The organism is Mesorhizobium sp. B2-2-4, from assembly GCF_006442375.1.
GTDB lineage: Bacteria > Pseudomonadota > Alphaproteobacteria > Rhizobiales > Rhizobiaceae > Mesorhizobium.
On sequence record NZ_VFWB01000010.1, the window covers coordinates 130,653 to 157,524 of the forward strand.

A 26,872-nucleotide genomic window follows, 5' to 3' on the forward strand; every position below is an offset into this window, starting at 1 on the left:
AGGCGAAGCTGCCGTGGCCAAGCTTGTTCTCCACCCTACATCAGCAGACCATGGCCGACCGCACACCATATCCGCCGCTCAACACGTTAAAGCTGGTTTCGAAGGACATCTGGATCGTGGATGGCCCGGTCATCCGCTTCGGCATGCCTTGGCCGAAAATGCGGTTTCCGACGCGGATGACCGTCATCCGCGTCAACGATGGCGATTTGTTCGTTCATTCACCCACCTTGCTGACAGAGAGCCTCGAGGCCGAGATCGCTGGATTGGGCAAGGTCCGCTACATCATCGGGCCGAACCGGATCCACTATTGGTGGATTCCGATGTGGCGCAGGGCCTTTGCGGATGCGGGCATCTGGCTGGCACCGCGGATTCGCGAGCAGGCGGGCGACAGGATCGATTTCGAGGCGAACGAGCTTGGTGCCGAGAGCGGCTACCCGTGGGACGATGACCTCAAGTCGCTGCCGGTGGAAGGCAGCTTCATGACAGAGATGGTTTTCTTCCATTCCGTCAGCCGAACATTGATCCTGACAGACGTGATCGAGAACTTCGAACCGCGGAAGCTTGGCTGGCCGTGGCGCTGGCTTGCCAGGGCGGCTGGTGTCGTTGATCCGGATGGCAAGACGCCGCGCGATTTGCGATTGACCTTCCCCAGGGGGCAACTCAAGGCGGCAGTCGAAAAGATGATAGAATGGAATCCGGAACGCGTGATCATGGCGCACGGCCGTTGGTACGAACACGATGGCGTCGCCGAACTGAAGCGCGCGTTCCGCTGGCTGGGTCCGCTCTAACGCTTTGTCTGATGCAAGCCCGGACGAAAACGTCTTCGCGCTTTCCTGCACTCCTAATGCTCGATCGGCCCCTTTGCCATGACCAGCGCCGTGCCCGCGGTTGTCGGGCGCTCGATCACGCGGCGCACCCGCGGCGGCTCGTCGCCGCTGTGCAGTGCCCGCAGGCGCTCGCCGACCATGGCGTCGGCTTGGGTGATGCGGCCATTGTGCCTGACATATTCGAGCCAGGTCGGCGTGTGGTAGTGCTCGATCCAGATCGCCGGATTTTCGAGATCGCGCGCCAGCGTCCAGTTGCGGGCACCGTCGCGACGGCGGATGCGGCCGCGCTCGGCCATGGTGGCCAGGAACTCCGGCACGTCCTCGTCGCGGATGATGTATTCGATCATGATGGCGATGGGGCCGCTGCGCGGTTTCAGGTCGAGCGCGAGGTGCGGCTCCTTGAAACGGTTGAGCGGATCGAGGTTCAGCACCTGCTGCTGCGGCAGCGGCAGCACGAGGCCGATGGCGCCGCCAGCCAGCATGGCGATGGCCGCCGCAATCAGCGCTGTCCCGGCGCCATGCGCGTCGGCGACGATGCCCCAGATCCAGCTGCCGAGCGCGATGCCGCCGAAGGTCGCGGTCTGATAGACCGACAGCACCCGGCCGACGACCCAGCGCGGCGTTGCCATCTGCACGGTGACGTTGAAGTGCGAAAGCGCGATCACCCAGCACGCGCCGCCGACCAGCAGGCCGAGCGATGTCAGCCAGGCGTCGTGGCTGACGGCGGCATTGAAGGCGCAGACGGCGAAGCCGGCGAAGGCCGAGCGCACCATGGTCTCGCTGGACAAAAGCTGGCGCAGCCGCACGCTGATCAGCGCGCCGCCGACCGCGCCGATGCCGAAGGCGCCCAGCATGATGCCGTAGGTCAGGGCGTCGCCCTTGACGACGTCGCGTGCCACCAGCGGCAGGAGCGCCAGCACCGCGCCGGCGCTGAAGCCGAAGGCGGAGCCCCTGACCAGCACCTTGCCGATATTGGGCGACATGGCGACATAGCGCAGGCCTGCGCCCATGGCCGCGCCAAGCGATTCGCGCGGCAGCGTCGATGGCTGAACCTGCGGCTTCCAGCGCGCCAGCACGACGATGAGACCGATATAGCTCACCGCGTTGGCCGCGAAGGCGGCCGCCGCCCCGGCTGCGGCGACGATGATGCCGCCGATCGCCGGACCGACGCTGCGGGTCAGGTTGAAGCCCATCGAGTTCAACGCGACGGCGGCCGGCACTTTGTTGCGGGGCACGATGTCGCCGACGGAGGCTTGCCAGGACGGGCTGTTCAGTGCCGTGCCGCTGTCGATCAGGAAGGTGAAGGCAAGCAGCGTCCACGGCGTCATCAAGCCGGAATAGGTGAACAGGGTCAGAAGCACCGAGACGACCAGCATGAAGGTCTGGGCGACCAGCATAACCTTGCGCCGGTCGAAGCTGTCGGCGATGGCGCCGGCGACGAGCGCGAACAGCATGATCGGCAAGGTGGTCGAGGCCTGCACCAGCGCGACCTGATAGGGCGAGGTGGCGATCGTGGTCATCATCCAGGCGGCGCCGACGCCCTGGATGAGGCCGCCGAAATTCGACACGAGGCTGGCCGACCACACGGCGCGGAAGATGCCGTGCCGGAACGGCGCCAGCGCTGAAACGCTCTCGCTCTCCGGCTTTTCGTCAATCATAGGAAAGGCCCTGCCATGGCTTGCCGATCGTTGCGGTGATCCGTTTCCCCGGATGGTTTGCCGAAACTATGGCATCGTGCCGCAAAGAGCGACCGTCTCGAAAAAAAGATCATGGTCCAACAAGGGGATAGAGGAGGACCACGCAGCCGTGCGGCTTTGCTTCGATGCCGCGCCGCGGATGCAGCCTATGCCGTACACGATCCGCCGTCGGCGAGGGCCGGGCTGCTGCCGGTAAGTCGTCGGGACAGAACGGGCGGGCTCGCCGCAAGCAGCTAGAACCCGTTTTCAATGCGCTCGAAGACGACGTTGGTGAAGGCCGATATCTGGCTGCCGATGAAGGGACCGGTCAGTGCCGCCACGAGCATGATGGCGACGATCTTCGGCACGAAGGTCAAGGTGATCTCCTGGACCTGTGTCAGGGCCTGGATCAAGGCGATGCCGATACCCACCGCCATGGCGACCAGCACCACCGGGGCGGATGCGGTCAGCACCGTCCACACCGCGTACTGGACGATGTCGAGTGCGTCGGCCTCGTTCATGGGATCGGCCCGCCGGAGCCGTCAGCTTGCCGCCTTGACCGAGACGCCGGGGCCGACCGCGATCTCGGTGCCGTTGCCCAGCACGGCGATGAGGCCGCTGCTGGCAAGGCGCACGGACGCGACGGTGCCCGTCGTGTTGCCGTCGGCGGACGTTATCGAGCGCCCGATCAGCGCATCGGCCTGCGACAGCGCCGAGGACTGCATGATCTGGTCCAGCTTGGTATTGGTCTGCACAGACTGCTCGACCTGCGAGAAGGTGGCGAGCTGGGCGACGTACTGTGTCGAATCCATCGGCTTGGTCGGATCCTGGTTCTTCATCTCGGCGATCAGAAGCTTCAGGAAGGACTGGTAGTCGACAGCGGTCTTGGAGGTCTGCTGGCTGGCCTGATTGGCGCCAACCGGTATCGTCGTCGTCATGTCCACGGTCATCAGCGTGCTCCCACAGCCAGCGGACGCGAGGCGCCCGGAACGTCGTCATTGCCGCCCAGCGCGCGGCGTTCGAGCGGATAGAGCGACCGGATCGCCTTTAGCGCCTCGTAGATGTGGTCCTCGCCGACCATGCGGTCGATCTGTTTCAGCGCACTGCCGATCTCGGCGTCCTCGAAACTTGCAAGCAGCAGCGGCAGGGAGCGGCGGAACATTTCGCGCGCCTCGCCGGCGCCGGCCGGGTTCATCAGCATCACCTGGAGGATGAAATACAGCTGCTTGAGCGGCGTCGAGGCGTCATCGGCCTGGATCACATGGCTTTCGAGCAGGAACTGCACGTCGTTCATCAATTCGACGGTGACCTTGCGGTCGACGCGGATGACCGCACCGTTGATGTAGATCTTCTCGTTCGGCTTCAGCGATATCTTCAGCGTGTTGGTCATTGAATGCCGTCGCGGATGATCTGGGATACCTCGATCAGTCCCTCGAAATTCTGGGTGCGGCCCTGGCGGATGTCTTCCGCCTCGCGCAGCAGCCAAAGGCCGATCGAAATCAGGTTGGCGCGCAGTTCCTTGGGAAGCGCGTTGTCGTTGGAGCCGAGATCCTCGACAAAGGCGGTCCAGACGCGGTTGGTGAAATGCAGCGCCTCCACTGCCTCCATCGAAGCGGGGCCAAGGGCGGCGGCCGCCGCCAGCATGTCGATCGAGCGGGTCAGCAGCTCCCGTTCACGGTCCTTCGCGTCGGCGACAGAGGTGCTCTGGATGTCGGCGTAGGAGAATTGGTACATCGTTGGCTCTACCGTTCCGGTTCAGAGTTGTCAGGTCAGGTAATTCAACAGGCTGAGCTGCTGGAGCCGCGCCGTCAATGCGAAGGAGGTCTCGATGTGCTGCGTCAGGTCGGCGACGCGGGTCGCGGCTTCGGCCGGGTCGACCGCTTCAAGATCGAGAATGTGGCGCTCGAACAGGTCGACCTGCGTCTTCATGCGGTCGACGGCGTCGGACACGCGCTTCTGGACGATGCCGGTTTCGGACTGAACCTGGCCGATGCCGCTCAGCGCTTCGCCGACCAGCGACTGCGAGCGGCCGACGATGGTGTCCTTCGCCGCCTGGCTGATGTTGGTCGACATCAGGCTGGAGACCATGGCCGCCGCCATGGCGAGCTTCTTGATGCCGTCGCTGTTGGCGCTGGTCGAGGTCGCGGTGGTTTCGTTGAGCGCGATGCGGCTGACGATCTGCTGGTCGGTGGCGTTCGACCAGTTGGCCTGCCAGCCCGAACCGAAGAACTGCGGCTCGACGTCGTTGGTGATGAAATCGTCCATCTGGGCCGCGGTGATGTTTGCCGCGGCGGGGTCATCCGGCGTGAAACCGAAATTGGCGACAAAGGAGGCGTCGAAGGCAGCCTTGGCGGGTGATCCGGCCGCTGTGAAATCGTTGATCGGCTTGACGTCGGTGTTGGTGCCGGCAAACAGATACTCGCCGTTGACGCTGGTGTTGAGGATCGAGGCGAGCTGCTGGACGGCCGTCTTGCCGGCCGACTGGGTGAGGTTGGCGGAAGAATCGCCCGACGTTGAGGTGGTCAGGCTCGACAGCAAGGTCTGCGCGACGCTGGAGAGCTGGCCGAGCGAGGTCTGCGTCGAGGAGAGCCGGGCGGCCACCAGGCCGTTGGAATCGATAATGACATTGAGCCGGTCGAGATCGCGCGAGAAGGTTACGGACTGGGCGGTGCGTCCGCCCAGTGCCAGGCCGACATCGGCGACCCTGCCGGTGGAGGACTCCTTCGTGGCTTTGACGAGCTCGGCCTGCATGCGCATCTGCTGATAGCGCATGGCGTTCGAGAGAGCGGCCGAAGAGACTGAGGTCATGGATTATCCCACCGCGCTGAGCAGAGCCGCCAACATGTCGTCGACGGTTTTCATCATTCGGGCCGATGCCTGATAGGTGTGTTCGAGATCGAGAAGCAGCGACATTTCCTGGTCGACATTGACGCCGGTCGCGTTGGACAGCGCCTCGGCGCTGCGCGATGCCAGGGCTTGCTTGGCGTCGGCTGCGGTCGAAGCCTGCTGGCGCACGCTCTGGAGCCAACCGATCGAATTGGCGGCATAATCGGCAACGCTCGACGTCGCCGAAATCCCGGCGGCGGGGTCGAATGTCATCGGCTGATCGAGCCGGTCGCCATAGGCGACCAGAAGGCTGGAATAAGAGGCGCCGCCAGTGTTGACGACATAGGCCGCGCCGTTGGCGCCGCCGTCGCGCAGCAGTGCCGGATTGCCGCCGACACTTGGATCCATGGCGGCATTGACGCTGATCGTGCCGGCAAGGCCATTGACCAGCGTGCCAGCGGCCGGCACCGCCGGCGCGCCCGACCAGGTGAACAGCCCGGCGGCGTTGGGCATTGACGGCGCGGTCTCGGCGAAGGCCGTGATCAGGCCGCGCGCGGTCTCGTCGAGCTGGCTCTGCATGGTCGAGGCTACGCCATCGCGCAATTGCAGCAAACCGGCAAGCTCGCCGCTGGCGCTGGTGTTGCCGCCGGTTCCCGCCGAGATCGGCACGTTATCGATGTAGAGTGCGTTGCCGACGGTACCGGCGCTGTAGCCGGAGGACGGGGCGAAGCTGACCGTGCGCGGGATGGTTTCGAACAGCGTCGTGCCGTCACCCGTGGTGATGACCATGTCATTGTCGCCGCGCGTGAAGGTCGAAACCGGAACATAGTCCGAGATCTTCTTCAAAAGCGCGTCGCGCTGGTCCAGCGCATCGGAAACGTCGGTGCCGGAGCGCGTGCCTGATATGACAGCCTTGTTGGCATCCTGGAACTGGCTGAGCAGCGAGTTGAGATCGTCTACCGCGGTGGCGATCTGGCCGTCGGTCTGGGTGCGAAAGTCCTGAATGGCCCTAGAGCCTTCGTTCAGGGAGCGCACGACCTGCTTGGCCGCGTCGATAACGCTGGAGCCGAGATTCTGGTTGGACGGCGAGGTGGCATAGAGCTGCAGCGCCTGCTGCAAATTGCCGATCGCGGTCGAGGGAGAGGACGCATTGTCGACGCCATTGACCGAAACATCCAGCTGATCCAGGCCGCTATAGAGCGCGTTCTGGCCGCTGTATGCCGACAGGGCGCTGAGATTCTGGCGGAAGAGCAGGTCGTTGGCTACGCGCTGGATGTCAACCGAGCGCGCGCCCGGCGCCGTGCTGGTGACGACGGCGATACGGCGCGTATAGTCCGGATTGGAAGCGTCGGCGACGTTGCGCGAGACAACGCTGGTCTGCCGAGCGGTGTTCATAAGCGCCGATTGGGCGATGCTCAATGCGGTGGAAAGCGACATGCGGGTCTTTCACGGGCGTTGCCCGGTTTTATCTCTTCAGGTTGACAAGGACGTCCATCAGGTCGGAACCCGTCTGGAAGACTTTCGAATTGGCGGTGTAGCTGCGTTGCGCCGCGATCATGTTGGTCAGTTCCTCGGCGATATCGACGTTCGAATTCTCGAGCGCGCCGGAGATGATGGAGCCGAGCTTGCCTTCATTGGCAAAGCCGACGCGGACCGCGCCGGATTCGGTGCCCTGCGAGTATACATTGCCGGGCAGCGCGGTGAGCTGGTCGGGACTCTGCACATCGGCCAGCGGGATCTTGTAGAGCGGTTTGGTGGAGCCGTCCTTGTACTGGGCGTAGATGGTGCCGTCCTTGCTGATCTGCACCTTGTCGATGGTGCTCGGCGCGTTGCCGTTGACCTGGGCGTCCGAAACCGTGAAGCCGGTGCCGAGCTGGGTCAATGCCGACAGATCGAGCGAAAAGGCGCTGCCGTTGGGCACGGTGAGCGAGACGCTGTCGACGGCGCCGGTGAGCTTGCCCGTGGTCGTGTCGAACGTCAGGTTGGCCGAGCCCAGTGCGCCGCCGGCGTAGGGGAATGACGTTCCAGCGGTCGCCTTCGACTGGTCGAAGACCGACACCTGCCAGGTGCCGGCGCCGGTGTTGGTGAAATAGACGTCGAGCAGCTTCTTGTTGCCGAGATTGTCATAGGCGACCATCGAGGATTTCGAGGTGTACTGCGCGCCTGCGGCATTGGTGGTGGGCAGGTTGCCGGCCGCGACTGGCGTCGCGCCTGCGGGCAGATTGCCGCTGTAGAGACCCTCGGTGCTCGGGGTCGCGGTCATTCCCTGGTCGGAGATGACGACCGGGACCAATCCTTCAAAACCGTTCACCGTCGCCGCCGGCACGCCATTTTCGTAGCTGTAGGCCATCAGCTGGAAGCCGGCCGAGTTGACCAGCCTGCCCTGCCCATCGGGAACGAAGGCGCCGGCGCGGGTCAGGAAAGGCGTGCCGCTCGGGTCCTGGACGACAAAGAAGCCGTCGCCGCTGACGGCAAGATCGGAGACAGAGGTAGTGTATTGGAGCACGCCGGGATCGCTGACCGCCTGCCGGATCGTGGTGGTGATGCCGCCGGAATTATAGGCGCCGCCCGTCGAGGGCATGACCAGCGTTGAAAATTCGGCGGAGGACCGCTTGTAGCCGGTGGTATCGGAATTGGCGATGTTGTCGGCTGTCGTCGACAGACGGTTGGCCTGCGCGTTCATGCCGGAAACGCCGGTCCGCATCATCCCGTAGAGGCTCATCGAAATGTCTCCGCAATGTCCATGCCACTGGCAGCGAGGCTACGCGTCCTGTCTTGCGCGAGGCTGGCGCGGCGGTGCATCAGAACACCAGCCGGTAGCCGAGGAAGCGCTTGGAATCGATCGGATCGGTGCCCAGCTTCTCGCGCAGCTTCTTGCGCAGCTTGCTGATGTGGCTTTCCACCACGTTCTCCTCGACCTCTTCGTCGAAGATGCCGTAGATGGCGTTGAATACTTGGGTCTTGGTGACGCGGCGGCCGCGATTGCTTGCCAGATATTCGAGAATGCGGCGCTCACGGCGCGGCAAGGGAAGCGGCTGGCCATTGATTTCAGGGTCGCGGCCATCCATGAAGATGCGCATGGCGCCGATTTCGGTAAAGGCGGCATCTTCGTTGGCGCGGCGGCGGATGGCTGTTATGCGAGCCAGGATCTCGCGGATATGGACCGGCTTGCGGATGACGTCATCGACACCGCTCTCGAACAGCCGCAACGTGTTCTCCAGCGAATGCTGCTCGCTGAGAGCAATCACCGGGGCTCCGGTGCGGTCGCGGATCTGGCGCGGAGAGATCGCGCCTTCGCGGCAGTCGCCGATGAGGAAGGCCCGGACCGAGCGCAGATCGGCATCGGCGGCCGAGTTCACCCACTCGCCGAATTCGCCGGAAGCGAAGCCCGCGCAGGCGATGCCCTCGCGGTCAAAAAGTGAATTGTATCCGTCTGTCACGAGCTCTCGCTCGTCAACGATAACGATCATCGGCCCCGCCTCCGAATCAGCTCATCTGCCCCGTGGGGAAAGCCGTATCCGCTGGCAGGAATCCTGAACAACCGTCATTTCTTGTAACTAGTTTCTTGGGAGTCCGGAATCGCATCGGTTGCATTAGCGTGGGGTGAGATATGCTTCGTGCTCCAAGTCCCGGCCAAGTCGAAGCGCAACGCCGAGACTTTGCGACCGATTGCATGAGATGCAACAATACACTCATGGGTTGCAGAACGTGCGGGCGTTGCCGGTCCATTTGCCGAAGCCGGTGGCCACCATGTTTGATATCACGCGGCAGACATAGACCTTCTGCGCCGGGTCGTTGTCGGGCCCCGCGTGATAGCGGGCGACGGCCATCGACCAGGTCACGTGACGGGCATGAAGGCTGGCCAGGAAACGCGCCGCATAGTCGACGTTCTGACGCGGATCTAGCATGTCCTCGACGCTGCGGAAATGCGCGCCGTGGTAGTGGTGATTGATTTGCATGCAGCCGAGATCGATCAGCGTCTTGCCCTCGCGTCGGGCATTGGCGAAGGTGGCAAGAGCTTCGGCGCGGCTTGTCGGGAAGACTGCTTTTCCTTCTATATTCAATGCGTTGGGCTGCAAGCTTCCCTTCTTGCCGGTCTCGGTCAAGCCGACGGCATAGAGGATGCCGGCCGGCACGCCATAGTGGTCGGCGGCGCGCAGGATCTCCGGTTCGCAAGCATTGGCGGCGGCAGCGGCGGCGCTCGCAAGACTAGATAAAGATATCGCCGCCAGCGCGCTCGCGAGAAGGCGAAGCGGGGCGGCCGTGTGCTTGCGCGTCATCATTGTGTCTTCCGGCGGATTGCTGGCCCGGTTGCTGGCCGCCGGCGCCGCTGTTGCCGCCGCCGGAATTCCCGGGTTGAAAGGACGACTGGTCGCGGCCCGCCGCCGTCTGCAAGGATGCGGTCGCATCAGTGCGGGTCGTTGCGGGGACCGCTACCGAAGGTTGTAGTATCGTGACCTTGTCAACCTCGAAGCCGAGTCCGCGCAGGGACTTGACAATGGCATCGCTATCAGAGGACAGCCGGTGGTAGGCGTCATGTGTTTGAGGCTTCAACTCAATCGAAAGTTGTTCTCCGGAGAGGCGAAGATTGGCGGTGACCATGCCAAGCTCGGCCGGATGAAGTTCGATCTTCAACACATGTGTCGCGGCGGCAACAGGGCCTGTCAGTTGCGCAGTTGCGGAGTGTGTCGAAAGCGTCGTTTTCGGGCCGCCATCGGCTGTTATGGCGCCGATCACATTGAGGGCGGCCTGGCTCATCGGCGCCTGCGGCGGGGCAGGGAAGCTGCGCTCGGAAACCACGTCGATGCGTCCTGCCGCCGAAGGTTGTTTTCCGGGCTCGGACCGCAACGAGGACTGAACATCGGTGATGGACCTCAGCTGCGGTGCCGCGTGCTTCGGATCCACGCCCGGCACTTCGGCCGGCGCCGTCTGGGGCAGCGGCCCGGCCGCGATCGTATTATCGCGTTTTGGCGTGCCGGCGGCGTCGTTGACGGTCTGGCCATCGAGCTTGGTCAGCGCCCCATCGACGAGCGATGTCCGCTCGGGCTTCGACATCGGTTCGAGGTCATCATGCCCGGCGGCGGATTTCGGCCGGTAGGCCTTCGGCAGGAACTGCCCGTCGAGCGCCGGTTCCTGTCCGGTTTCGCTCGTATCGGCCGGTCTGGCCGATGTCGAGAAATGGCGCAGGTCATGGAACGCGATCAGCAACGGCAGATGGTCCTCGAGCGGCGTCGTACCTGTCTCGGCCGCTGCGCCATCGGCGTCCTTGTCCGTCTCGGCGGTCTTGTCGTCCCTGGCTGCTTTCGCGGCCAGCATTCCGCTGGATGGGATCCTTGCCTTGCCAGCCGGCAGTGGCTCGTCCTTCTGCCCGGCAGGAGCGGCGGCAAGCCTGCTCCAGCGCTCATCGCGCGATTCGGCCCCGGCTGCCGGATGCTTGTCCGGGTGGGCCGGGCCGGCCTTGTCGTCCAGCATCTTGCCGAAACCCGTGTCGTCATTCTTTCCGGTCGCCGCCGGCTGTTCCGCCGTCGTGCGCGCGGTGGTGATTCCCGGCAGCGCCGGACCGAGGCTGGGGGTCATTTCGGAGCGGCTCCAAGCATCTGGTCGATCAGGTCGAGCTGTCGACGGGTTTTGACCATCGCGGCATCGGTCGGGTCTGACGTGTCGGTGCTGGCCGCGGCCGCCGGCGCCGATGCCGGCAGGACAGTTGCCGCATCGCCCGAAGCCGGCGGGTTCGGCGCAGCTGCCACTGTGTCGCCGGATGGCGCGACGGCCGGCTGTTCGGAGACAGCACCCTCGACGGGCGGCAATCCGGCGGCGTCGGTGGACTGCGCGGCGGCAGGCTCGGGCTCGTGCGATGGTATGACCTCTGCAGGTGCCGGGCTGGCGGTCGGGAGGGAAGCGGGCGGCGCCACCACTTCGCCGGCGATGGCCTCGGCGGCGTCGAGCAGCGCGCGGTCGCCGTCCGATAACCGGCTGCGGTCGATCTTGCTCAGCTTGGCGCGCACCTCCTCGATGGTACCCGATGTCACGGTGGACAGGCTTGAGTAGAGCAGGGCGCGCGGATCGCCCTGATTGGTGTTGCCGTCGCGGCCTTGCTCGGCCCGCGCCGAGGCGAAGGCGGACAGTTCGTTCAGGCCGTCGATCGCGGCGCGGCGGGCGATGCGCAGATAAATGACCTTCTCGCGCTCGGGATCCATCATTGAGGTGATATCGGCCAATTTGTCCTGGCTGATCGACATGTGCAGCTCAATCACGCCCGAGACGAAGGAGTCGGCGAACTGGCTGGCATAGGGCGAATAGAGATAGCGCTCGACATATTGTGTGGAGGCAAGCGCAAAGCGCGCCGCGTCGCGCTGCGCGACCGCAATGCCGACCGAGCGGCGCAATGCCGCCTCCTCGACCAGTGTCCCGGGGCCGAGCAATTTCGCCTCGTCGAGCAGCACCAGCGCCGCGGCCGGGTGGTCGCTGGCGAGCAGCGAACCCTTGACCAGGGCAAGGAAGGCGGCGAGGTCGCTGGGCTCCGCCATCGGATCGACCGGCTTCAAGGCTTCGATGGCCTCGCCGGGGCGGCCGTTCAGGTAATCGATGACGCCCCTGGCAAGGGCTAGGTCCCGCGCATCGGCGGTGGCGCGCGACACGGCCGCCTCGACGGTCACCGGGTTGCCGCCGCTCATGCCGTAGACCAGCAGCGCGCGAAAATTCTTCGGATCCCTGAAATCGTCCTTGTCCGCCTCGCGCAAGCGCGTATCGATCATCTCCAGCAGCTTGGACTGCATCGGCAGCGCGGCGTGGTCGCCGACGGCGATACGGTCTTGAATAAGCTGCAGCGAGCGCACCAGCTGATAGGGCTGCAACGAATCCTGGGCGAGGGCGGCCGTAGGCTGGCCGGCCAACAGCAAAAGGCCCATCAAGCGGCTGGTGAAGACCGCCCGCTTCATCCGCCGGTCGCCATCAGTATCTCGATGCGGCGGTTCACCGCCGACAGCGGATCGGCGGGGTCCTTCGGCTGGCGGTCGGCGAAGCCGGCGACTTCGGTGATGCGGCGCTCGTCGACGCCGCCGCGCACCAGCATGTAGTACGCCGAATGCGCGCGCGCCGTCGACAGCCGCCAATTGTCGTAGCCGGCGCTGCGGAACGGCCGCGCGTCGGTGTGGCCGTTGATGCTGATCGTGCCCTTCTGGCTGTTGACGATGCGGCCGATCTTTTCCATCGCGAGCACCAGCTCACGGCGCGGCATCGCGGAGCCGACCTCGAACATGCCGAAGTCAAGCTGGTCGGTGATCGAGATGAGGACGCCCTTGTCGGTGGCTTCGACCGAGACGCCGTCGTGCAACTTGTCGCCAGGTTTGAAGGCCTCGGCCAGCTGCTGCCTGACATCGGCCGCAGCCTTAAGCGCGGCCGCGCCCGGCTTCTTTTCGCCGGCATCGGGCTTGGCCGCCTCCTGGGCGGCGGCAACCTTGGCGTCCGCGGGCCCGGCGGCGCCGGCTTTCGCATCACCCGCCTCGGCGATTGCCGTTGTGGCCTTGCCGTCCTTTGCCAGAGGTTCAAGCGGCGCCGCGATGACCGGCGGCGCAGGCGGCACGGCCTTGACCTTGGCGACCTGCGCCTCGGCGGCCTTGTCGCCGGGCTTCACCGGATCACCTTCGATCCTGGCGCGCTGCGCGCTGGCCTCGGCGCCCGGCGAGGCCACCTGCTGAGACCAGAAATCAGGCTCGAACGGATCGCGATAGGAGGCGCCGCCGGAAGCGCCCGTTGCCGGGCCGGCACTCTGCGCGCCGCCATCGCCCTTCTGGCTGACGTTCTGCATGATGCCGGTGTTGGTGGCGATTTCCGAAAGCACCGCGTAGGGATCGGCGAACAGGTGTTCGTCGGACTGCTCGGACTGCTGCGGCTCCTGCTTTTCCTTTTTGGGATCGGATGAACCCGCGCCGCCGGCTCCATCCTGTCCGGCCTTGGTGGCCGCCTCTTCCGGATTGTCGGCGGTCAGCCCGATGGCGCGCGGACCGTCGCCGAGATCCTCCAGGCCCTTGCGGCTCGACGTGCGGTCGACCAGCTTGACCGGATTGAAATAGCTGGCGACCGCCGCCTTGGTCTGTTCGTTGGCGGCGTTGATCAGCCACATGACTAGGAAGAAGCACATCATGGCCGTCATGAAGTCGGCGAAGGCGATCTTCCAGACGCCACCGTGATGGCCCTCCTCGTGGTCGTCATGGCCACGACGCACGATGATGATCTCGTGCCTGGCCTGATCGGCATCGGCGACGCTCATGCCAACACCTGGGAGAGCGTTGCCGACCATTCGGCCATGCGCGTCTCGAACACCGCTTCGTCGATGGAGACCGTGAGATCGAAGCCGGGAGCTTCGATGAAGTCGAGATTGGCGGCGCGCGCTCCGAGCGATGCCTTCAGCGCTTCGAAAAGGGAAAGCGGGCCGCGAACGACTATGCGCACCGCTTCGCCATCGCCGACCGCCTCGCGGACCGCACCGGCAAGCGCTTCAAGCGAGCGCTTTTGCAGGTCATCACTGACGATGCCGCCGATGATGCGGGCGACCGTGGCGGCGACGAGGTCCGTCACGCGCGCCTCCATGGCATCAATGCGCAGCGAGACCGCCTCGCCGACATCGCCGCCGAAGCTCTCGAGAAAGGCCTTCGCTTCCTCGGCATTCGCCCGGCGTTCAGCGTCCATCGCTGCTTCGTGGGCAGCCGCAAGCCGCTCGCCAAGCGCCGCCTCCGCCTGGGCGACCGCTTCGGCGATCAGCGTGCCGATATCGGCTTGCGGCGCGGCTGCTTCCGGCTCGTGCTCGGCGGCGGCCTTCGGCTGGCTGACACGTTGCGGGCGCGTGCCGAAATCCGGCAGGAGATCGAAAAGGGCTAGGGAAGGCATGGACTACACCGCGACTTCCTGGGCCGCCCATTTGCGCAGGATCTGCGCTGTGCGCTCCTCGTTGAGGTCGACCATGCGGGCAAGCCGCTCCTGCGGCGCGGGCCTGATCTTCTGGCGCAGGTCGTCGAGCGGCGTGGAGCCGGCCCGCACGCCCGGCAAGGCGCCGACGGCCGAGCCGGCTTCGGCGGAAGCCGTGCCCTCTGGCGTCGGCAGCGAGCGCTGGACCTCGTCGAAATTGGGACCGGCTATGGCCGGCGTCGCCTTTGCTGTCAGAGCCGCCGCCATCGGGCGCAGGCCGAAGAAGGCCACCAGGAACACCACGACGATGAAGGCGCCGGCATTGATCAGCGTGCCGGCATGCTGGCCGACGGAATCGAGCATTCCGGCTTGCGGGACCGCCTCGCCGTCGAGCCCGTCGATGAACTCGACCGCCGAGACGTCGATGACATCGCCGCGCTTGTCGTCGAAGCCGGTGGCAGAGGTCACCATCTTCTGGATGTCGGCGACGCGCTTGGCGATCTGTTCGGGCGTGGCGTCCTTGCCCAGGATCGCCTTCAGCCGATCCTGGTTGACGACCACGGCGATGGACATCTTGGTGACGCTGTAGCCGTTGGAGACGGTGGCGATCTTCTTGGAGTTGATCTCGTAGTTGGTGATCTCTTCCCTGCGGTCGTTCTGCGAGGAGGATTGCGGACCCTCGGTGGCGGTCGTCTGGGTCTCGGGCAGGTTCTGCTCGACGCTGGCCGGGGTGGAGGCCTGCTTCTGGTTGTTGTTCTCGTTGGCACGCACCGACTGCACCGAACGCTCGACGCGCGACTCCGGATCGAAGATCGTCTCCTCGGTTTGGCGGGTATCGGTGTTGACGTCGGCCTTGACGCTGGCGCGGAAATTGTCCGGGCCAAGATACGGGGTGAGGGCGCGCCGGATGTTGTCACCGATCTGCGCCTCGACGGTCTGCTCGACGCCCAGCGTGCGGGCGGCACTTGTGTTGGAGGGATCATCTCCCGCCGCCAGCAGATTGCCGTTGGAATCGAGCACCGTCACCTTGTCGGCCGACAGGCCGGGAACGGCGGCGGCGACGAGATGGCGGATCGACATGGCGCTTTTCTCGGCGTCGATGCCGGCGTAGCGGATGACGACCGACGCGGAGGGCTGCTGCTCGTCGCGGCGGAAATTGGCACGCTCGGACATAACGATATGGACGCGCGCAGCCTTGACGCCCGCGATCGACTGGATGGTGCGCGATATTTCGCCCTCCAGCGCGCGCACACGCGTGATCTGCTGCATGAAGGAGGTCAGGCCGAGCGAGCCGACATTGTCGAACAGTTCATAGCCGGCATTGGCGCTGGTCGGCAGGCCCTTTTCGGCAAGCAGCATGCGGGCCTGCGCGGTGGTGCCGGCCGGGACCAGGACCGAGGTTCCGTCGGAGCCGACGTCGAAGCCGATGCCGGCCTCGCCCAGCACGAGGCCGATCTGGTTCACGTCGGCGCGGTCGAGCCCGACATAGAGCGTGTCGTAGGCCGGACGGTTGAGATAGACGGAAGCGACACCGATGACGCTCATCACCAATGCGGCGATGCCCGCCAGCATGGCCAGGCGCTTCACGCCAAACCCGCGGAGATTCGCGATGATGCTCTGGATCTGTTCCGGCACGGTCGACTACTCCCAGCATGACTGTCCGCTGGAACACTAGCCCTCGAAGCTTGTGCGAAAATGAAATCGGGCCGCGCTCGGCGCGCGGCCCGTCAACCTTGAGGTGAAGACGTCGAGTGGGCGGTCAGCTCTTGAACAGCGACAGGATCGACTGCGAGGAACTGTTGGCGATCGACAGCGACTGGATGCCGAGCTGCTGCTGCACCTGGAGCGCCTGAAGGCGGGTCGATTCCTTGTTCATGTCGGCATCGACGAGCTGGCCGACACCGCGGTCGATGGAGTCCATCAGGCTCTGCGTGAAGGTCTTCTGCAGGTCGATGCTGCTCTTGGCCGAACCGAGGATGGTGGCGGAATCGGTCAGCTGGCTCATGACGTTGTCGATCTTGGTGATCATCTGGGTGATGATGTCGTCGGTCACGCCCGCCGCAGTGATGTCGAGATTGTAGGCGGAAATATTGTCGACCTTGGCAACCGCCCCCGCCGCGGTCTGGCCGGCGGTGTTGGCTGCGATATCCGTTGATCCACCCGCGATCGATGCCGCATAGGCGGTGTCATACAGGGTCTGCGCGGCCGCGGTCGAATAGACCGATGTCTTGCGGTCGAGAATGCCCTGGTTCTTGACCTCGCCGGCGAGACCGGAATCGAAAAGCTTGGTGCTCTCGACATCGATGTCAATCGTCCCGAGTTGGACGGCGCCGGACGAGGTGCGGTTGAACGAGGACACGATCTTGGAGTCGGGCTGGACGCCGTCATTGGCGGCCGACACCTGCTTGGAGATCACCGACAGGAAATTCGAACCGGAGAAGGTGGCGGCGTCGGCAAAGGATTTCATCTGCGCCTGAAGCGCCGTGATTTCGGTCTGCGTCTTTGCCTTGGCGGCATCTGTCTGGCCGACGGTCGAAAGCAGCTTGGTTTTGATCTTGCCGATCGTGTCCAGCACATTGTTCATGCCGGTATAGGCGGTGTCGACCTTCGAGGCGCCGAGGCCGAGCGCATCCTGCACGGTCGAGAGCGCCTGGTTGTCGGAGCGCATGGTGGTGGCGATCGACCAGTAGGCGGCGTTGTCGGAGGCTTCGGAGACGCGATAGCCCGTCGAGACGCGGGCCTGTGTCTGCTCGAGCGACTTGTTGGTGGCGTTGAGGCTTTGAAGTGCAGTCAACGCCGCAGCGTTCGTCATGATGCTCGCCAAGAAACTCGCTCCTTCTCTAAGCCGGCATGCCCACAGGCCTGGTCGGCCTGCCCATCGGCTGCGATCGTGCCGGTCGGGCCGATTCGACAACCTGTCGTAAGCTATTGGTTAACCATAGCTAGCGCGATATGGTTAACGCCCTGTTAAAAGTCAGCTTTCGACAGTTAAGGAACGAGGATTGCGCGGGGCTGGAGCAAACGCAATCGGGCCGCGCTTTTGGCGCGGCCCGATATCTTGGTGTTGTTCGTGGATGGTGAAGGCGATCAGCCGCGGAAGAGCGACAGGATCGACTGCGACGAACCGTTGGCGATCGACAGCGCCTGGATGCCGAGCTGCTGCTGAACCTGCAGGGCCTGGAGGCGGGTCGATTCCTTGTTCATGTCGGCATCGACGAGCTGGCCAACGCCGCGGTCGATGGAGTCCATCAGGCTCTGCGTGAAGGTCTTCTGCAGGTCGATGCTGCTCTTGGCGGCGCCGAGCGTGGTGGCGGCGTTCGTCATGTCCTTGAGCGCGGCGTCGACGACGTTCATCATCCCCGAGATTTGGTCGTCGCTGAAGCCTTTGCCCGTTGCGGAGTCGAAGATCTTCAGGCTGGCGACCGAATAGGTGTCGCCGGCCGCAACGGCAGCACCAGCAGCCGGAGTAGCCGCCGTGGCGGTGACGCTGCCGTCGGTGCCCAGACGCGCGGCGTCGAGGATGCCCTTCGCGGTGCCGGCCGTGGTACCCGCCTCGTACAGCTTGGTGCTTTCCACGTTGACGTCGATCGTCGAGATCGATACCGCGCCGGAAGCGTCACGGTTGAAGGCCGAAACGATCTTGATGTCCGCCACGGACGTGCCCGTGCCGCTGTCCACGGACAGCATGTTGGTGCCGGAGAAGCTGGCGCCGTCGGCATAGGCCTTCAGCTGCTTCTGAAGGGCGGCGATTTCGGTCTGGGTCTTTTCCTTGTCGGCATCCGTCTGGCCGTAAGAGGCGGTCAGCTTGGTCTTGATCTGGTTGATGGTGTCGATCGCGCTGTTCATGCCGGTGTAAGCGGTATCGACCTTCGAGGCGCCGAGGCCGAGCGCGTCCGAAACGGTCGACATCTGCTGGTTGTCGGAACGCATCGTGGTGGCGATCGACCAGTAAGCGGCGTTGTCCGAAGCCTGGGAAACGCGATAGCCCGTCGAGATGCGGGCCTGGGTGGTTTCGAGGTTCTTGTTGGTGGCGTTCAAGCTCTGCAGCGCGGTCAGCGCCGAGGCATTGGTCATGATACTGGCCATGTCTACTCGTACCTTACTTTTTACAGGTGTTTTTTGACATACCGGATTGGCCGGTATGACGGAGCGGCATCATGCCAATGATCTGTCTGAGACCCGATCACCCGCCATCTGCGGGGAATATGGCGGCAAGTCCCTACCAAAGGACTAAACCGGACGGTTAATCGAAAAATATTGTCGAAAAAAACGGGAGGGCGCGGTTCGGCGCCGGGCGCGATCAGTTGAAGGAGCGCACCAGGCTGCCGACAAGCAGGTTCCAGCCGTCGATCAGCACGAAGAACAGGATCTTGAACGGCAGCGACACCACCGTCGGCGGCAGCATCATCATGCCCATCGCCATGGTGATGGTGGCGACGATCAGGTCGATGACCAGGAACGGCAGCACGATCAGGAAGCCGATCTCGAAGCCGCGCCTGATCTCGGAGATCATGAAGGCGGGCACCAGGATGCGCAGGTCGACGGTTTCCTTCGCAACGGTCTGGCCGCGTTCGCGCGCGAGGTCGGCGAACAGGTCGAAGTCCTTGTCGCGCACATTGTGCAGCATGAAGGTGCGGAAGGGATCGGAAATCTTCTCGAAAGCCTCGGTTTGGCTGATCTGGTTGTCCATCAGCGGCTTGACGCCGGTATTCCAGGCCTGGTCGAAGGTCGGCGCCATGACATAGAAGGTCATGAACAGCGACAGCGAAATGAGGATAAGGTTCGCCGGCGTCGACTGCAGGCCGATGCCGGCGCGCAGGATCGAGAAGGCGATGACGAAACGGGTGAAGCTTGTCACCATGATCAGCAGGCCCGGCGCCACCGAAAGCACGGTGAGCAGGCCGAACATCTGGATGATGTAGCCAACGGTGGTGCCGTCGGCCTTGCCGATGCCGCCGAGGTCCAGTTGCTGGGCCGTCGCGATCGATGTGGCGGCGCCGAGCAGCGCCGCGGCAAGAAGAAATTTCTTCATTCGAGCAGCAACGTCCTGATGAGTACCTGCTTGGCATGCCCCTGGCTGCGGATCGAGGCGCGCTCCTCGATATCGGCCTTCAGGTGCTGATAGCCGCTGGCTCCTTCTATCTGGTGCATCTTCAGGGTGCGCACGAAGGCCAGAAGATCCTGATGGATCTCATCCGACATTGCCGGCGGCTGCGGCGCGTCGTAGACCACCGACACTTCCATCCTGATCCAGGTCTCGGCGGGCGAGGCGATGTTGGTGGTGATCGGCGCCAGCGCGACGAGTGACGGTCCCGTGCCGGGCTCTTGCGCGTCGGCGGGCTTGGGTACCTTGCCCTCGTTTTCCGGCGCGACGGGTACCGATGCCGGTGCCCCCACACCCTTGAGATAGCCGCCGGACAGCCAGCCCATGCCGATGGCGGCAGCCGTCACCAGGAGCAGCATGGCGCCCTGGACGGCAAGGGAAGGACCCTTGCGAGACGGAACCTGTTCGACGCTGGCCACGGTGCTGCGGTCTCCAATGCCCTAGAACGGAAGAACCTGGTCGAGGATCTGCTGGCCGTAGGCCGGCTGCTGGACCTCGCTGACGCGGCCGCGGCCGCCATAGGAGATGCGCGCCTCGGCGATGCGTTCGTAGGAGATGGTGTTCTCCGCGCCGATATCCGACGGGCGCACCATGCCGGCGATGGTGAGCACCCTGAGCTCATAATTGACACGCACTTCCTGCGAGCCCCTGATCATCAAATTGCCATTGGGCAGGACTTCGGTGACGACGGCAGCAACGTTGAGCTCCAGGTTCTCCGAGCGCTTGATCTCGCCGTCCGCATTGGTTTCGGTGCTGGAGCTCAGGCCGGCGTCGCCCTTGCCGCTCGTGCTCTTGTCTTCCCATCCGAGCGTGACGTCGTAACCCAGCTTGCGCGAGGCGGTGCGGCTCCTGTCGTTCTGGTTCTTGAAGTTGGCCTTGTCGTTGAGCTTGATCCTGACGGTGAGAATGTCGCCTTCGCGCAACGCCCTGGGATCGGTGAACAGCCGGCTCTGGCGATCGTCCCACAGCGAGAATTTCTTGACCGGCGCCGCAGGCGGCTCGGGATAGCTGTAGGGCGAAGCTCCTTCATTGCCGATGCCGGAACCGACCGGCGACAGTGAAGGCTCCCTGCCGATCTCCTTGAGATTGGTGCCGCAGCCGGACAAAGCTGCGACCGCGCACAGGACGAGCGTTCTGCGGATCATGACGGATCTACCCTTCGGGCTGCGCTGGCCATGATGCCGGTGAGCGTCGCCGCCGCCTTCTGGTCCATTTCGTTGAGGATGACGCCGGCCTTGCGCGAATCGAGCTTCATCAGGATGGCCGCGGCGAGATCGGCATTGACGATGGCCAGGCGCTCGGCCGCCGCGTCGGGCTTCATACCGGCATAGATCTTGACGACGCCGTCCTCGGCCCGGGCCAGGAACACCTCGCGCCGCTTCAGCCAGGTCTCGTATTCGGCCCGCTTTTCGTCCAGTGCCTTCATGCGTTGGTCGATGCCGGCCTGGAGCTGTTTCAACTCCTCCGCCTGCAACACGTAGCGGCGGTCGCGGGCGGCGTCGGCTATGTTGGAGCAGAAGCGCTCGATCTCGCTTTGGTCGGGAGCCTTCTCCCGGGCCAACAGCTGCGGCGCGGGTGCGGGCGGCGCCCCCGGCAGGACCTGGCGGACGGCTTCCTCGGCATGCACGCCGCTGGAAAAGGCCGCCAGAGCGCAGGCCGCGAACAGGATCGCGGCGGGGCGGCATCCTTGATGGAATGAGAGGGAGGAGATCATCGGCATCGCCTATTGGAGAACCAGATCGGCTTGCAGAGCGCCGGCCGACTTGATGCCTTGCAGGATGGCAATGATGCCGTCGGGCTTCACGCCGAGGCGGTTGAGGCCGGAAACAAGGGTTTGCAGGTCGGGGCCGTCGAGCACGGCGACGCGCGCGTCGGGCCGGCTGGCGTCGATGGCGGTAAACGGCTCGACGGCGGTTTCGCCCTTGGAGAAGGGTTCGGGCTGCACGACGCGCGGCGCTTCGGTGATGCGCACCGTCAGCGTGCCGTGGCTGATGGCCACGCGCGAGATCTTGACGTCGTTGCCGATGACTATGGTGCCGGTGCGCTCATCGATGACGACGCGGGCCGGCGTATCGGATTCGACCACCAGGTTCTCGATCTCAGCGTAGAAGCGGGCCGCCGAGACGCTTTTCGGCCGTCTGATCTGCACGGTGCGGGAATCGCGCTCGGCCGCCACGCGCATGCCGAAGCGCTGGCTGGTGTAGTCATTGATCGCGTCGGCGATGCGAATGGCGGTCGAGAAATCGGGATTGCGCAGCTGCAGCGTCAGTATCGGCTGGTCATCGAACTCGGCCTTCACGGCACGCTCGATGATGGCGCCGTTCGGCACGCGGCCCGCGGTCGGGACGCCTTGCGTCAACTGCTCGGCCTGGCCCTGGGCGGTGAAGCCCGAAACGATGACCGCGCCCTGGCCGACAGCATAAATCTCACCGTCCGCCGCCTTCAGCGGCGTCATGATCAGCGTGCCGCCTGCGAGCGAGGTGGCGTCGCCCATCGAGGAGACATCGATGTCGATGCGCGCGCCCGACTGTACGTAGGGCGGCATGTTGGCGGTGACGATGACGGCGGCGACGTTCTTGGCGCGCGCTCTGCCGCCTTCGGTGGCGATGCCGAGATTCTCCAGCATGGCGCGGATCGACTGTTCGGTGAACGGCGAGTTGCGCAGGCTGTCGCCCGATCCGGCGAGGCCGATGACCAGGCCGTAGCCGACGAGCTGGTTGTCGCGCGAACTCTGCAGCTGCGCGATGTCCTTGATGCGCGAGGCGACTTGGCCCGGCGGCAGCGAGCTTGGCCCGGGCGAGACGCGGAACATGCGCGTGGTGGTGGCCGGATCATATTCAGGATCGTCATAGACGCCGCCATTCCTGGCGGCGAGTTCGCGCTTGGCCTTGGGCGTGAGGCCGTCGGCCAAGGCAGGCTGCAGGCCGAGCGCGGCCGCAAGCAGAAGAGCAAGCGGACGCATCATGAAGCGCTGACCTGGATGGTTCCGTCGGCCATCACCGTGCCGGAGAGAATCTTGCCGCTGTCGCTGTTGCGAACCTTGATGAGATCGCCGGCCGAGCCTGGCTGCAAGGTCACGGCGGTGGCCGATATCGTCAATCCGCCGGCGATGAAGAAGACCTGCACGGCTGCGCCCTGCTCGACCAGCCAGGCGTCGCGAATGGCGGCGGCGGGGATGTAGCGGCCGGGCAGCAGCGTGCGCTTGGCGATCTTGCCCTGGAGTTCCTCGGCAAGGGTCGCCACCGCGTCGGGCTTGTGCTTGCCGGGGATGAGAGTCACCTGCTTGAGGGCCGCGAACTCGATGGTCTCGCCGGGATAAATGACCCGGTTTGGGATCAGCACGACCTCGCCGGCAGGCTGGCTGCTGGCGATCTGCGTTGCCGACCGGTTGGCCGCATCCTGCGCGAAAGCCGGCATGCCGCCGGTCACCAGCGCAAGGACGAGCGCCGTGCGGCGGAACGCGGAGCAGGAGACCGGACCGGCCATTGTCGTTACCTGATGTTCTTGGAGACGACCGAGGCCATGTCGTCGGCGGCCTGGATGACCTTGGAATTCATCTCATAAGCGCGCTGCGCCGAGATCAGTTCGGTAATTTCCTTGACCGGGTCGACGTTGGAGGCCTCGAGATAGCCTTGCTGGATGGTGGCGAAGCCGGGATCGCCGGGCACGCCGGCATTGGCCGGGCCAGAGGCGGTCGTTTCCTGGAACAGATTGTCGCCGAGCGGCGCCAGTCCCGCTTCGTTGGCGAAGTTGACGATCTGGAGCTGGCCGAGATTCTGCAGGTCGGTCTGGCCATCGATGCGGGCGAAGACCTGGCCCGTCTTGTTGACGATGACCTCGACGGCGTCGACCGGGACGTTGATCGCTGGAATGACGCTGGCGCCGTCCACCGTCACCAGCTGGCCTGTGGCGTTGGTGTTGAAGGCGCCGGCGCGGGTGTAGAGCGTGCCGCCGTCGGCGCCTTCGATCTGGAACCAGCCCCTGCCGGTGAGCGCCATGTCGAAACTGTTGCCGGTGCTGGTCAGTTCGCCCTGGGTGTGGACGTTGCGCACGGCGGTGGTCTTGACGCCGAGGCCGATCGAGACGCCTTCCGGCACCAGCGAAGCGTTGGAGCGGTTGGGCACGCCTTGCGTGCGGTCGACCTGGTAGAGCAGGTCGGAGAATTCGGCCCGCGCCCGCTTGTAGCCGGTGGTGTTGATGTTGGCGATATTGTTGGCGATGACTTCCAGATTGGTCTGCTGGGCGTTCATGCCGGTGGCGGCGATGGCGAGTGCTTTCATGGCCGAACTCCTCAGATGCCCATGCGGCTGACTTCGAGATAGGCCGAAACGACCTTGTCGCGGATGGCGACGGCGGTCTGCAGCGCCTGCTGGGCGCTCATCACGGCATCGACGACCTGGCGGGTGTCGGCGTCGCCCTTGAGCGCCTGGACCGAGACCTGCTCGGCGTTCTGCAGCGTGTTGACGGTCTTTGTGGCCGCCTGGCTCAGCGCCTCGGCGAAGGAGGTGCCGAGGTTGCCTGCGGTCGCGGGCGCAACGCCGCCCTGAAGCAGCTCAGTCGCCGTGTCGCCAAGTCCAGGCTTCAGGTTTAGCGCGCCGATGCCGTTCACGATCATTGGTTCCTCATCAGGTCGATGGTCATTGAAATGAGATCGCGCGCCTGCTTCACGACTTGCAGGTTAGCCTCGTAGGAGCGGTTGGCCTCGGTCATGTCAGCCATTTCGATCAGCACGTTGACGTTGGGCATCTTGACGTAGCCCTTGTCGTCGGCGGCCTCGTTGCCGGGTTGGAATTCCACGGGAAAATCGCTGGGATCGCGGTCGATCGAGTTCACTTCGACCGTTGAGCTGCCAGTGGTCCGGTCGAGCTCCGAGACGAAGCTGATGGTCTTGCGGCGATAGGGGTCGGAGCCGGGGGTGGTGCCGGTCGACTGGGCATTGGCGAGGTTTTCGGAAACCACGCGCAGCCGCTCCGACTGGGCGCCGAGGCCGGAGGCTGCTACTTTGAGGGCTGCTGTGAGCGCGTCCATGGTCAGCTCTTCACCGCCATCATCATCATCGAATGGAATGCCTTGACGATTGCCGTGTTGAGCTCGAAGGAGCGGCGCACCTCACCGGCCTTGAGAAGCTGGTCCTCGAGCACGACGGTGTTTTTTGACGGCATGACGACGCCGTCGTCTTCCTGTGGCTTGATCGCGAAACCGGCATTGGTCGCGGCGCTGCCGAGGTGTCCGGCCTGTGTCGTCTGCAACGACACCGCCGCGCGGTCGAGCACCTTTTCGAACGGCTCGACATCGTTTGCCGTATAGCCCGGCGTGTTGGCGTTGGCGATGTTGCCGGCGACCGCCGACTGACGCACGGCCAGCCATTGCGCCTGCTTGGCGGCGAGATCGAAAAGAGAAACGGGCTCCATGGGAATCTCCGGGCGTGTGCCCAAAGACTAGGCCGCCAGTCTTGCGCGGACCTTGCGGGCGGACGCAACCGGCAAGCGCGGCGAACTTATCTGGAAAGCTCGATCACCTGGTTGGCGCTGGTGACCATCACCCATTTGCCGTTGCGTTGCTCGATCGACGACACCTTGTTGGAATCCGGCAGTATCGAGCCGCGCTGGACCATCCACAGCCCGGTGTCGTCCTCGATCATGGCGCGGCCATTGGCGACGTGGACCATGCGGAATTTGGTGACGTCGGCTGGAAAGGGCTGGTCATCTGGTGCCGGGGCGGCGCTGGGATCGCCCTGCACGGTTCCGGTGGCAAGCAGGTCGATATTGGCATTCGGAACGTCCTTGGCCGTCAGCGGCGCGCTGCGCTCGGCAACCACGCCGCCGCCCTCGCGTCCAGAATTGGTGCCGGTGCCGCCGAACTTGATTGCCTGGACGCCGAACTGTTCCTGATTGAAGAAGATATACCAGGGAAACAGCGCGCAGATCAGGCCGAGCGTGATGCCGAGCGCGGCGATGACGAAGTCGCTGCGCCGCCCGGCCTTCTTGCCCAGCCTGGGAAACGCGGTCTTGGGCGGCTGCGGCCATTGCGGCGCCGCGAAGAGCCCGTCGATGGCCGAGTTGCGGCTGGCTTCTATCTCTTCTTCGGCTTTCGCCTCAGCGATCATTTCGCGCAGGATGCGCTCGGTATGCTGGAGCTCAGTCCCCTGGTTCGGCATTCTGCTTTCCCTTGAGATGGCGGGCGAGATCGGAGAACGGATCAGCGGACGGGCGGTCCTTGGGCGATTGCATCAGCGCCTCGTAGATCAGGGGTACCTGGCGCACCGCCATGTCGAGTTCCACGTCGGCGCCGCCCTGGTAGGCGCCAAGCAGGCGGATGTCGCGCGTGTCCTCGAAGCGGGAGATCATCGACTTCAGCCGCGTCACCAGCGCGCGCTGCTCGACGCTCCAAGCCTTGCCGGCCAGGCGTGATATGGACGACAGCGGATTGACCGGCGGATAGCGGCCCTGTTCGGCGATCGCGCGGTCGAGCACGACATGGCCGTCAAGGATGCCGCGCACGGAATCGGCCACCGGATCGTTGTGGTCGTCGCCGTCGACCAGCACGGAAATGATCGCGGTGATCGATCCTTTCCCTTCCACTCCCGGCCCGGCGCGTTCGAGCAGCTTCGGCAGCTCGGTGAAAACCGAAGCGGGATAGCCGCGCGCGACCGGCGGCTCACCCGTTCCCGTCGCCACTTCGCGCAGGGCGTGGGCAAAGCGGGTGATCGAATCCAGCACCAGAAGCACGCGGTGGCCCTGGTCGCGAAAATGTTCGGCGACGCGCATCGCGGTGTCCGGCGCGCGCCGGCGCATCATGGCGCTTTCGTCGCTCGTGGCGACGACGGCTACGGTCTTGGCCAGGCTGTCGCCGATCGTGTCCTCGAGGAATTCGCGGACCTCGCGGCCGCGTTCGCCGATCAGCGCCACGACCACGGTGTCGAAGGCGTCTGCGCCGGCGAGCATGGCCAGCAGCGTCGACTTGCCGACACCGGAACCGGCAAAGACGCCCATGCGCTGGCCGAAACAGAGCGGCGTGAAAATGTCGATGATCTTGACCCCGGTCATGAAGGCGGTGCCGACGCGCTGGCGCGCCATGGCGCCGGGCGTGGTGGCCCCGGACATGCCGTCGCCCCTGATCAATGGCGGGCCACCGTCGATCGCCCGGGTGAGCGCGTCGATCGTGCGGCCGCGCCACGAGGCATGCGGCGCCACGGCGAGCGGACCGCGACGGAAAACGGCGTCGCCTATGCCGGCATCGGCACTGCGTTCGAAGGGGGCCACGACAATCTCGTCGCGGCTGATCTTGACGATCTCGCCGCGGCGCGTGCCGGCATGGCCGCGCTGTTCGACAAGATCGCCCAGCCTGGCGAAATCCGAAAGGCCGCGCACCTTGTAATGCGTCGATGTGACTTCGGTGACGAGGCCGCCGCGTTTGAGCAGTCCCTCGGCATCGCTGAAGCGCCGCCATATCCGCTCCAGCGCGGCAAGCCGGTCTTCCGGCGTTGGCTGGGGCAGTCTTTCGGGTGCGCGCAGGGTTGGCTGGTCGAGCGACAT

Annotated in this window: 30 protein-coding genes; 1 reads left to right on the top strand and 29 read right to left on the bottom strand. The window is 64.8% G+C overall.

Translation table 11 applies throughout. From position 1 onward, the window contains the following. The first annotated feature begins 50 nt into the window (after positions 1-50). Positions 51-788, top strand: coding sequence for a DUF4336 domain-containing protein (locus FJ959_RS24305; protein WP_140496237.1), 738 nt, complete (start codon positions 51-53; stop codon positions 786-788). Between the two features lie 53 nt (positions 789-841). On the opposite strand, the gene FJ959_RS24310 is transcribed toward FJ959_RS24305, so the two are convergent. The 29 genes from FJ959_RS24310 to fliI all read right to left on the bottom strand — a co-directional run bounded on the left by FJ959_RS24310 (position 842) and on the right by fliI (position 26,872). After that, positions 842-2,485, bottom strand: coding sequence for an MFS transporter (locus tag FJ959_RS24310; RefSeq protein WP_140496236.1), 1,644 nt, complete (start codon positions 2,483-2,485; stop codon positions 842-844). A gap of 272 nt (positions 2,486-2,757) precedes the next feature. Further along, on the bottom strand, positions 2,758-3,024 hold the full coding sequence (fliQ, locus tag FJ959_RS24315; RefSeq protein WP_140496235.1) for a flagellar biosynthesis protein FliQ: 267 nt from the start codon (positions 3,022-3,024) through the stop codon (positions 2,758-2,760). Positions 3,025-3,045: 21 nt separating this feature from the next. Then, positions 3,046-3,453, bottom strand: a complete 408-nt coding sequence (gene flgD, locus FJ959_RS24320; RefSeq protein ID WP_140496234.1) for a flagellar hook assembly protein FlgD — start codon at positions 3,451-3,453, stop codon at positions 3,046-3,048. Continuing rightward, positions 3,453-3,893 (bottom strand): flagellar biosynthesis repressor FlbT, encoded by a 441-nt coding sequence (flbT, locus tag FJ959_RS24325; protein WP_140496233.1) that lies wholly within the window; start codon positions 3,891-3,893, stop codon positions 3,453-3,455. Before flbT ends, flgD begins: the two co-directional genes overlap by 1 nt. Beyond that, complete coding sequence (gene flaF, locus FJ959_RS24330) at positions 3,890-4,237, bottom strand: flagellar biosynthesis regulator FlaF (protein ID WP_140496232.1); 348 nt, start codon at positions 4,235-4,237, stop codon at positions 3,890-3,892. Before flaF ends, flbT begins: the two co-directional genes overlap by 4 nt. 30 nt (positions 4,238-4,267) lie before the next feature. Then, entirely contained in the window at positions 4,268-5,311 is a 1,044-nt protein-coding gene (locus tag FJ959_RS24335; RefSeq protein WP_140496231.1) for a flagellar hook-associated family protein, read from the bottom strand. A gap of 3 nt (positions 5,312-5,314) precedes the next feature. Further along, on the bottom strand, positions 5,315-6,766 hold the full coding sequence (gene flgK, locus FJ959_RS24340) for a flagellar hook-associated protein FlgK (RefSeq protein ID WP_140632550.1): 1,452 nt from the start codon (positions 6,764-6,766) through the stop codon (positions 5,315-5,317). Between the two features lie 28 nt (positions 6,767-6,794). Next, positions 6,795-8,051, bottom strand: a complete 1,257-nt coding sequence (locus FJ959_RS24345) for a flagellar hook protein FlgE (RefSeq protein ID WP_140624290.1) — start codon at positions 8,049-8,051, stop codon at positions 6,795-6,797. A 79-nt stretch (positions 8,052-8,130) separates the two neighbouring features. Beyond that, positions 8,131-8,799, bottom strand: coding sequence for a response regulator transcription factor (locus FJ959_RS24350; protein WP_140496228.1), 669 nt, complete (start codon positions 8,797-8,799; stop codon positions 8,131-8,133). A 222-nt stretch (positions 8,800-9,021) separates the two neighbouring features. After that, the gene (locus FJ959_RS24355) at positions 9,022-9,609 is read right to left on the bottom strand and encodes a lytic transglycosylase domain-containing protein (protein ID WP_181165242.1); all 588 of its coding nucleotides are present in this window, start codon (positions 9,607-9,609) and stop codon (positions 9,022-9,024) included. Further along, the gene (locus FJ959_RS24360) at positions 9,539-10,537 is read right to left on the bottom strand and encodes a flagellar hook-length control protein FliK (protein ID WP_246679008.1); all 999 of its coding nucleotides are present in this window, start codon (positions 10,535-10,537) and stop codon (positions 9,539-9,541) included. Before FJ959_RS24360 ends, FJ959_RS24355 begins: the two co-directional genes overlap by 71 nt. 365 nt (positions 10,538-10,902) lie before the next feature. After that, the gene (locus FJ959_RS24365) at positions 10,903-12,267 is read right to left on the bottom strand and encodes a chemotaxis protein MotC (protein WP_140632555.1); all 1,365 of its coding nucleotides are present in this window, start codon (positions 12,265-12,267) and stop codon (positions 10,903-10,905) included. Next, on the bottom strand, positions 12,264-13,598 hold the full coding sequence (locus FJ959_RS24370; RefSeq protein WP_140522326.1) for a MotB family protein: 1,335 nt from the start codon (positions 13,596-13,598) through the stop codon (positions 12,264-12,266). The genes FJ959_RS24365 and FJ959_RS24370 overlap by 4 nt, the downstream gene beginning before the upstream one ends. Then, positions 13,595-14,215, bottom strand: a complete 621-nt coding sequence (locus tag FJ959_RS24375) for a hypothetical protein (protein WP_140632558.1) — start codon at positions 14,213-14,215, stop codon at positions 13,595-13,597. The genes FJ959_RS24370 and FJ959_RS24375 overlap by 4 nt, the downstream gene beginning before the upstream one ends. A gap of 3 nt (positions 14,216-14,218) precedes the next feature. Further along, a complete protein-coding gene (gene fliF, locus FJ959_RS24380; protein WP_140496223.1) occupies positions 14,219-15,868 on the bottom strand; it encodes a flagellar basal-body MS-ring/collar protein FliF in 1,650 nt (549 codons plus the stop codon). A gap of 124 nt (positions 15,869-15,992) precedes the next feature. Further along, on the bottom strand, positions 15,993-17,057 hold the full coding sequence (locus FJ959_RS24385; RefSeq protein ID WP_140496222.1) for a flagellin: 1,065 nt from the start codon (positions 17,055-17,057) through the stop codon (positions 15,993-15,995). A 263-nt stretch (positions 17,058-17,320) separates the two neighbouring features. Next, complete coding sequence (locus tag FJ959_RS24390) at positions 17,321-18,319, bottom strand: flagellin (RefSeq protein WP_140632561.1); 999 nt, start codon at positions 18,317-18,319, stop codon at positions 17,321-17,323. Between the two features lie 214 nt (positions 18,320-18,533). Next, positions 18,534-19,265: a flagellar type III secretion system pore protein FliP gene (gene fliP, locus FJ959_RS24395; RefSeq protein WP_140513640.1), complete on the bottom strand. Its 732-nt coding sequence runs from the start codon at positions 19,263-19,265 to the stop codon at positions 18,534-18,536. Further along, a complete protein-coding gene (locus tag FJ959_RS24400) occupies positions 19,262-19,756 on the bottom strand; it encodes a flagellar basal body-associated FliL family protein (protein ID WP_140496219.1) in 495 nt (164 codons plus the stop codon). Before FJ959_RS24400 ends, fliP begins: the two co-directional genes overlap by 4 nt. 21 nt (positions 19,757-19,777) lie before the next feature. Continuing rightward, the gene (flgH, locus tag FJ959_RS24405) at positions 19,778-20,482 is read right to left on the bottom strand and encodes a flagellar basal body L-ring protein FlgH (protein ID WP_140632564.1); all 705 of its coding nucleotides are present in this window, start codon (positions 20,480-20,482) and stop codon (positions 19,778-19,780) included. After that, on the bottom strand, positions 20,479-21,051 hold the full coding sequence (locus tag FJ959_RS24410; protein ID WP_140632567.1) for a MotE family protein: 573 nt from the start codon (positions 21,049-21,051) through the stop codon (positions 20,479-20,481). The genes flgH and FJ959_RS24410 overlap by 4 nt, the downstream gene beginning before the upstream one ends. A gap of 9 nt (positions 21,052-21,060) precedes the next feature. Next, on the bottom strand, positions 21,061-22,302 hold the full coding sequence (locus FJ959_RS24415) for a flagellar basal body P-ring protein FlgI (protein ID WP_140522322.1): 1,242 nt from the start codon (positions 22,300-22,302) through the stop codon (positions 21,061-21,063). Continuing rightward, positions 22,299-22,823: a flagellar basal body P-ring formation chaperone FlgA gene (gene flgA / locus FJ959_RS24420; RefSeq protein ID WP_140632570.1), complete on the bottom strand. Its 525-nt coding sequence runs from the start codon at positions 22,821-22,823 to the stop codon at positions 22,299-22,301. The genes FJ959_RS24415 and flgA overlap by 4 nt, the downstream gene beginning before the upstream one ends. Positions 22,824-22,828: 5 nt before the next feature. After that, positions 22,829-23,617, bottom strand: coding sequence for a flagellar basal-body rod protein FlgG (gene flgG / locus FJ959_RS24425; protein WP_140513636.1), 789 nt, complete (start codon positions 23,615-23,617; stop codon positions 22,829-22,831). Between the two features lie 11 nt (positions 23,618-23,628). After that, entirely contained in the window at positions 23,629-23,952 is a 324-nt protein-coding gene (locus tag FJ959_RS24430; protein WP_181168599.1) for a flagellar hook-basal body complex protein FliE, read from the bottom strand. Beyond that, positions 23,949-24,365 (bottom strand): flagellar basal body rod protein FlgC, encoded by a 417-nt coding sequence (gene flgC, locus FJ959_RS24435; protein WP_140496213.1) that lies wholly within the window; start codon positions 24,363-24,365, stop codon positions 23,949-23,951. Before flgC ends, FJ959_RS24430 begins: the two co-directional genes overlap by 4 nt. A gap of 2 nt (positions 24,366-24,367) precedes the next feature. Continuing rightward, entirely contained in the window at positions 24,368-24,748 is a 381-nt protein-coding gene (flgB, locus tag FJ959_RS24440; protein ID WP_140496212.1) for a flagellar basal body rod protein FlgB, read from the bottom strand. An 86-nt stretch (positions 24,749-24,834) separates the two neighbouring features. Next, entirely contained in the window at positions 24,835-25,494 is a 660-nt protein-coding gene (locus tag FJ959_RS24445; RefSeq protein ID WP_140560332.1) for a hypothetical protein, read from the bottom strand. Then, positions 25,475-26,872: a flagellar protein export ATPase FliI gene (fliI, locus tag FJ959_RS24450; RefSeq protein WP_140632573.1), complete on the bottom strand. Its 1,398-nt coding sequence runs from the start codon at positions 26,870-26,872 to the stop codon at positions 25,475-25,477. Before fliI ends, FJ959_RS24445 begins: the two co-directional genes overlap by 20 nt.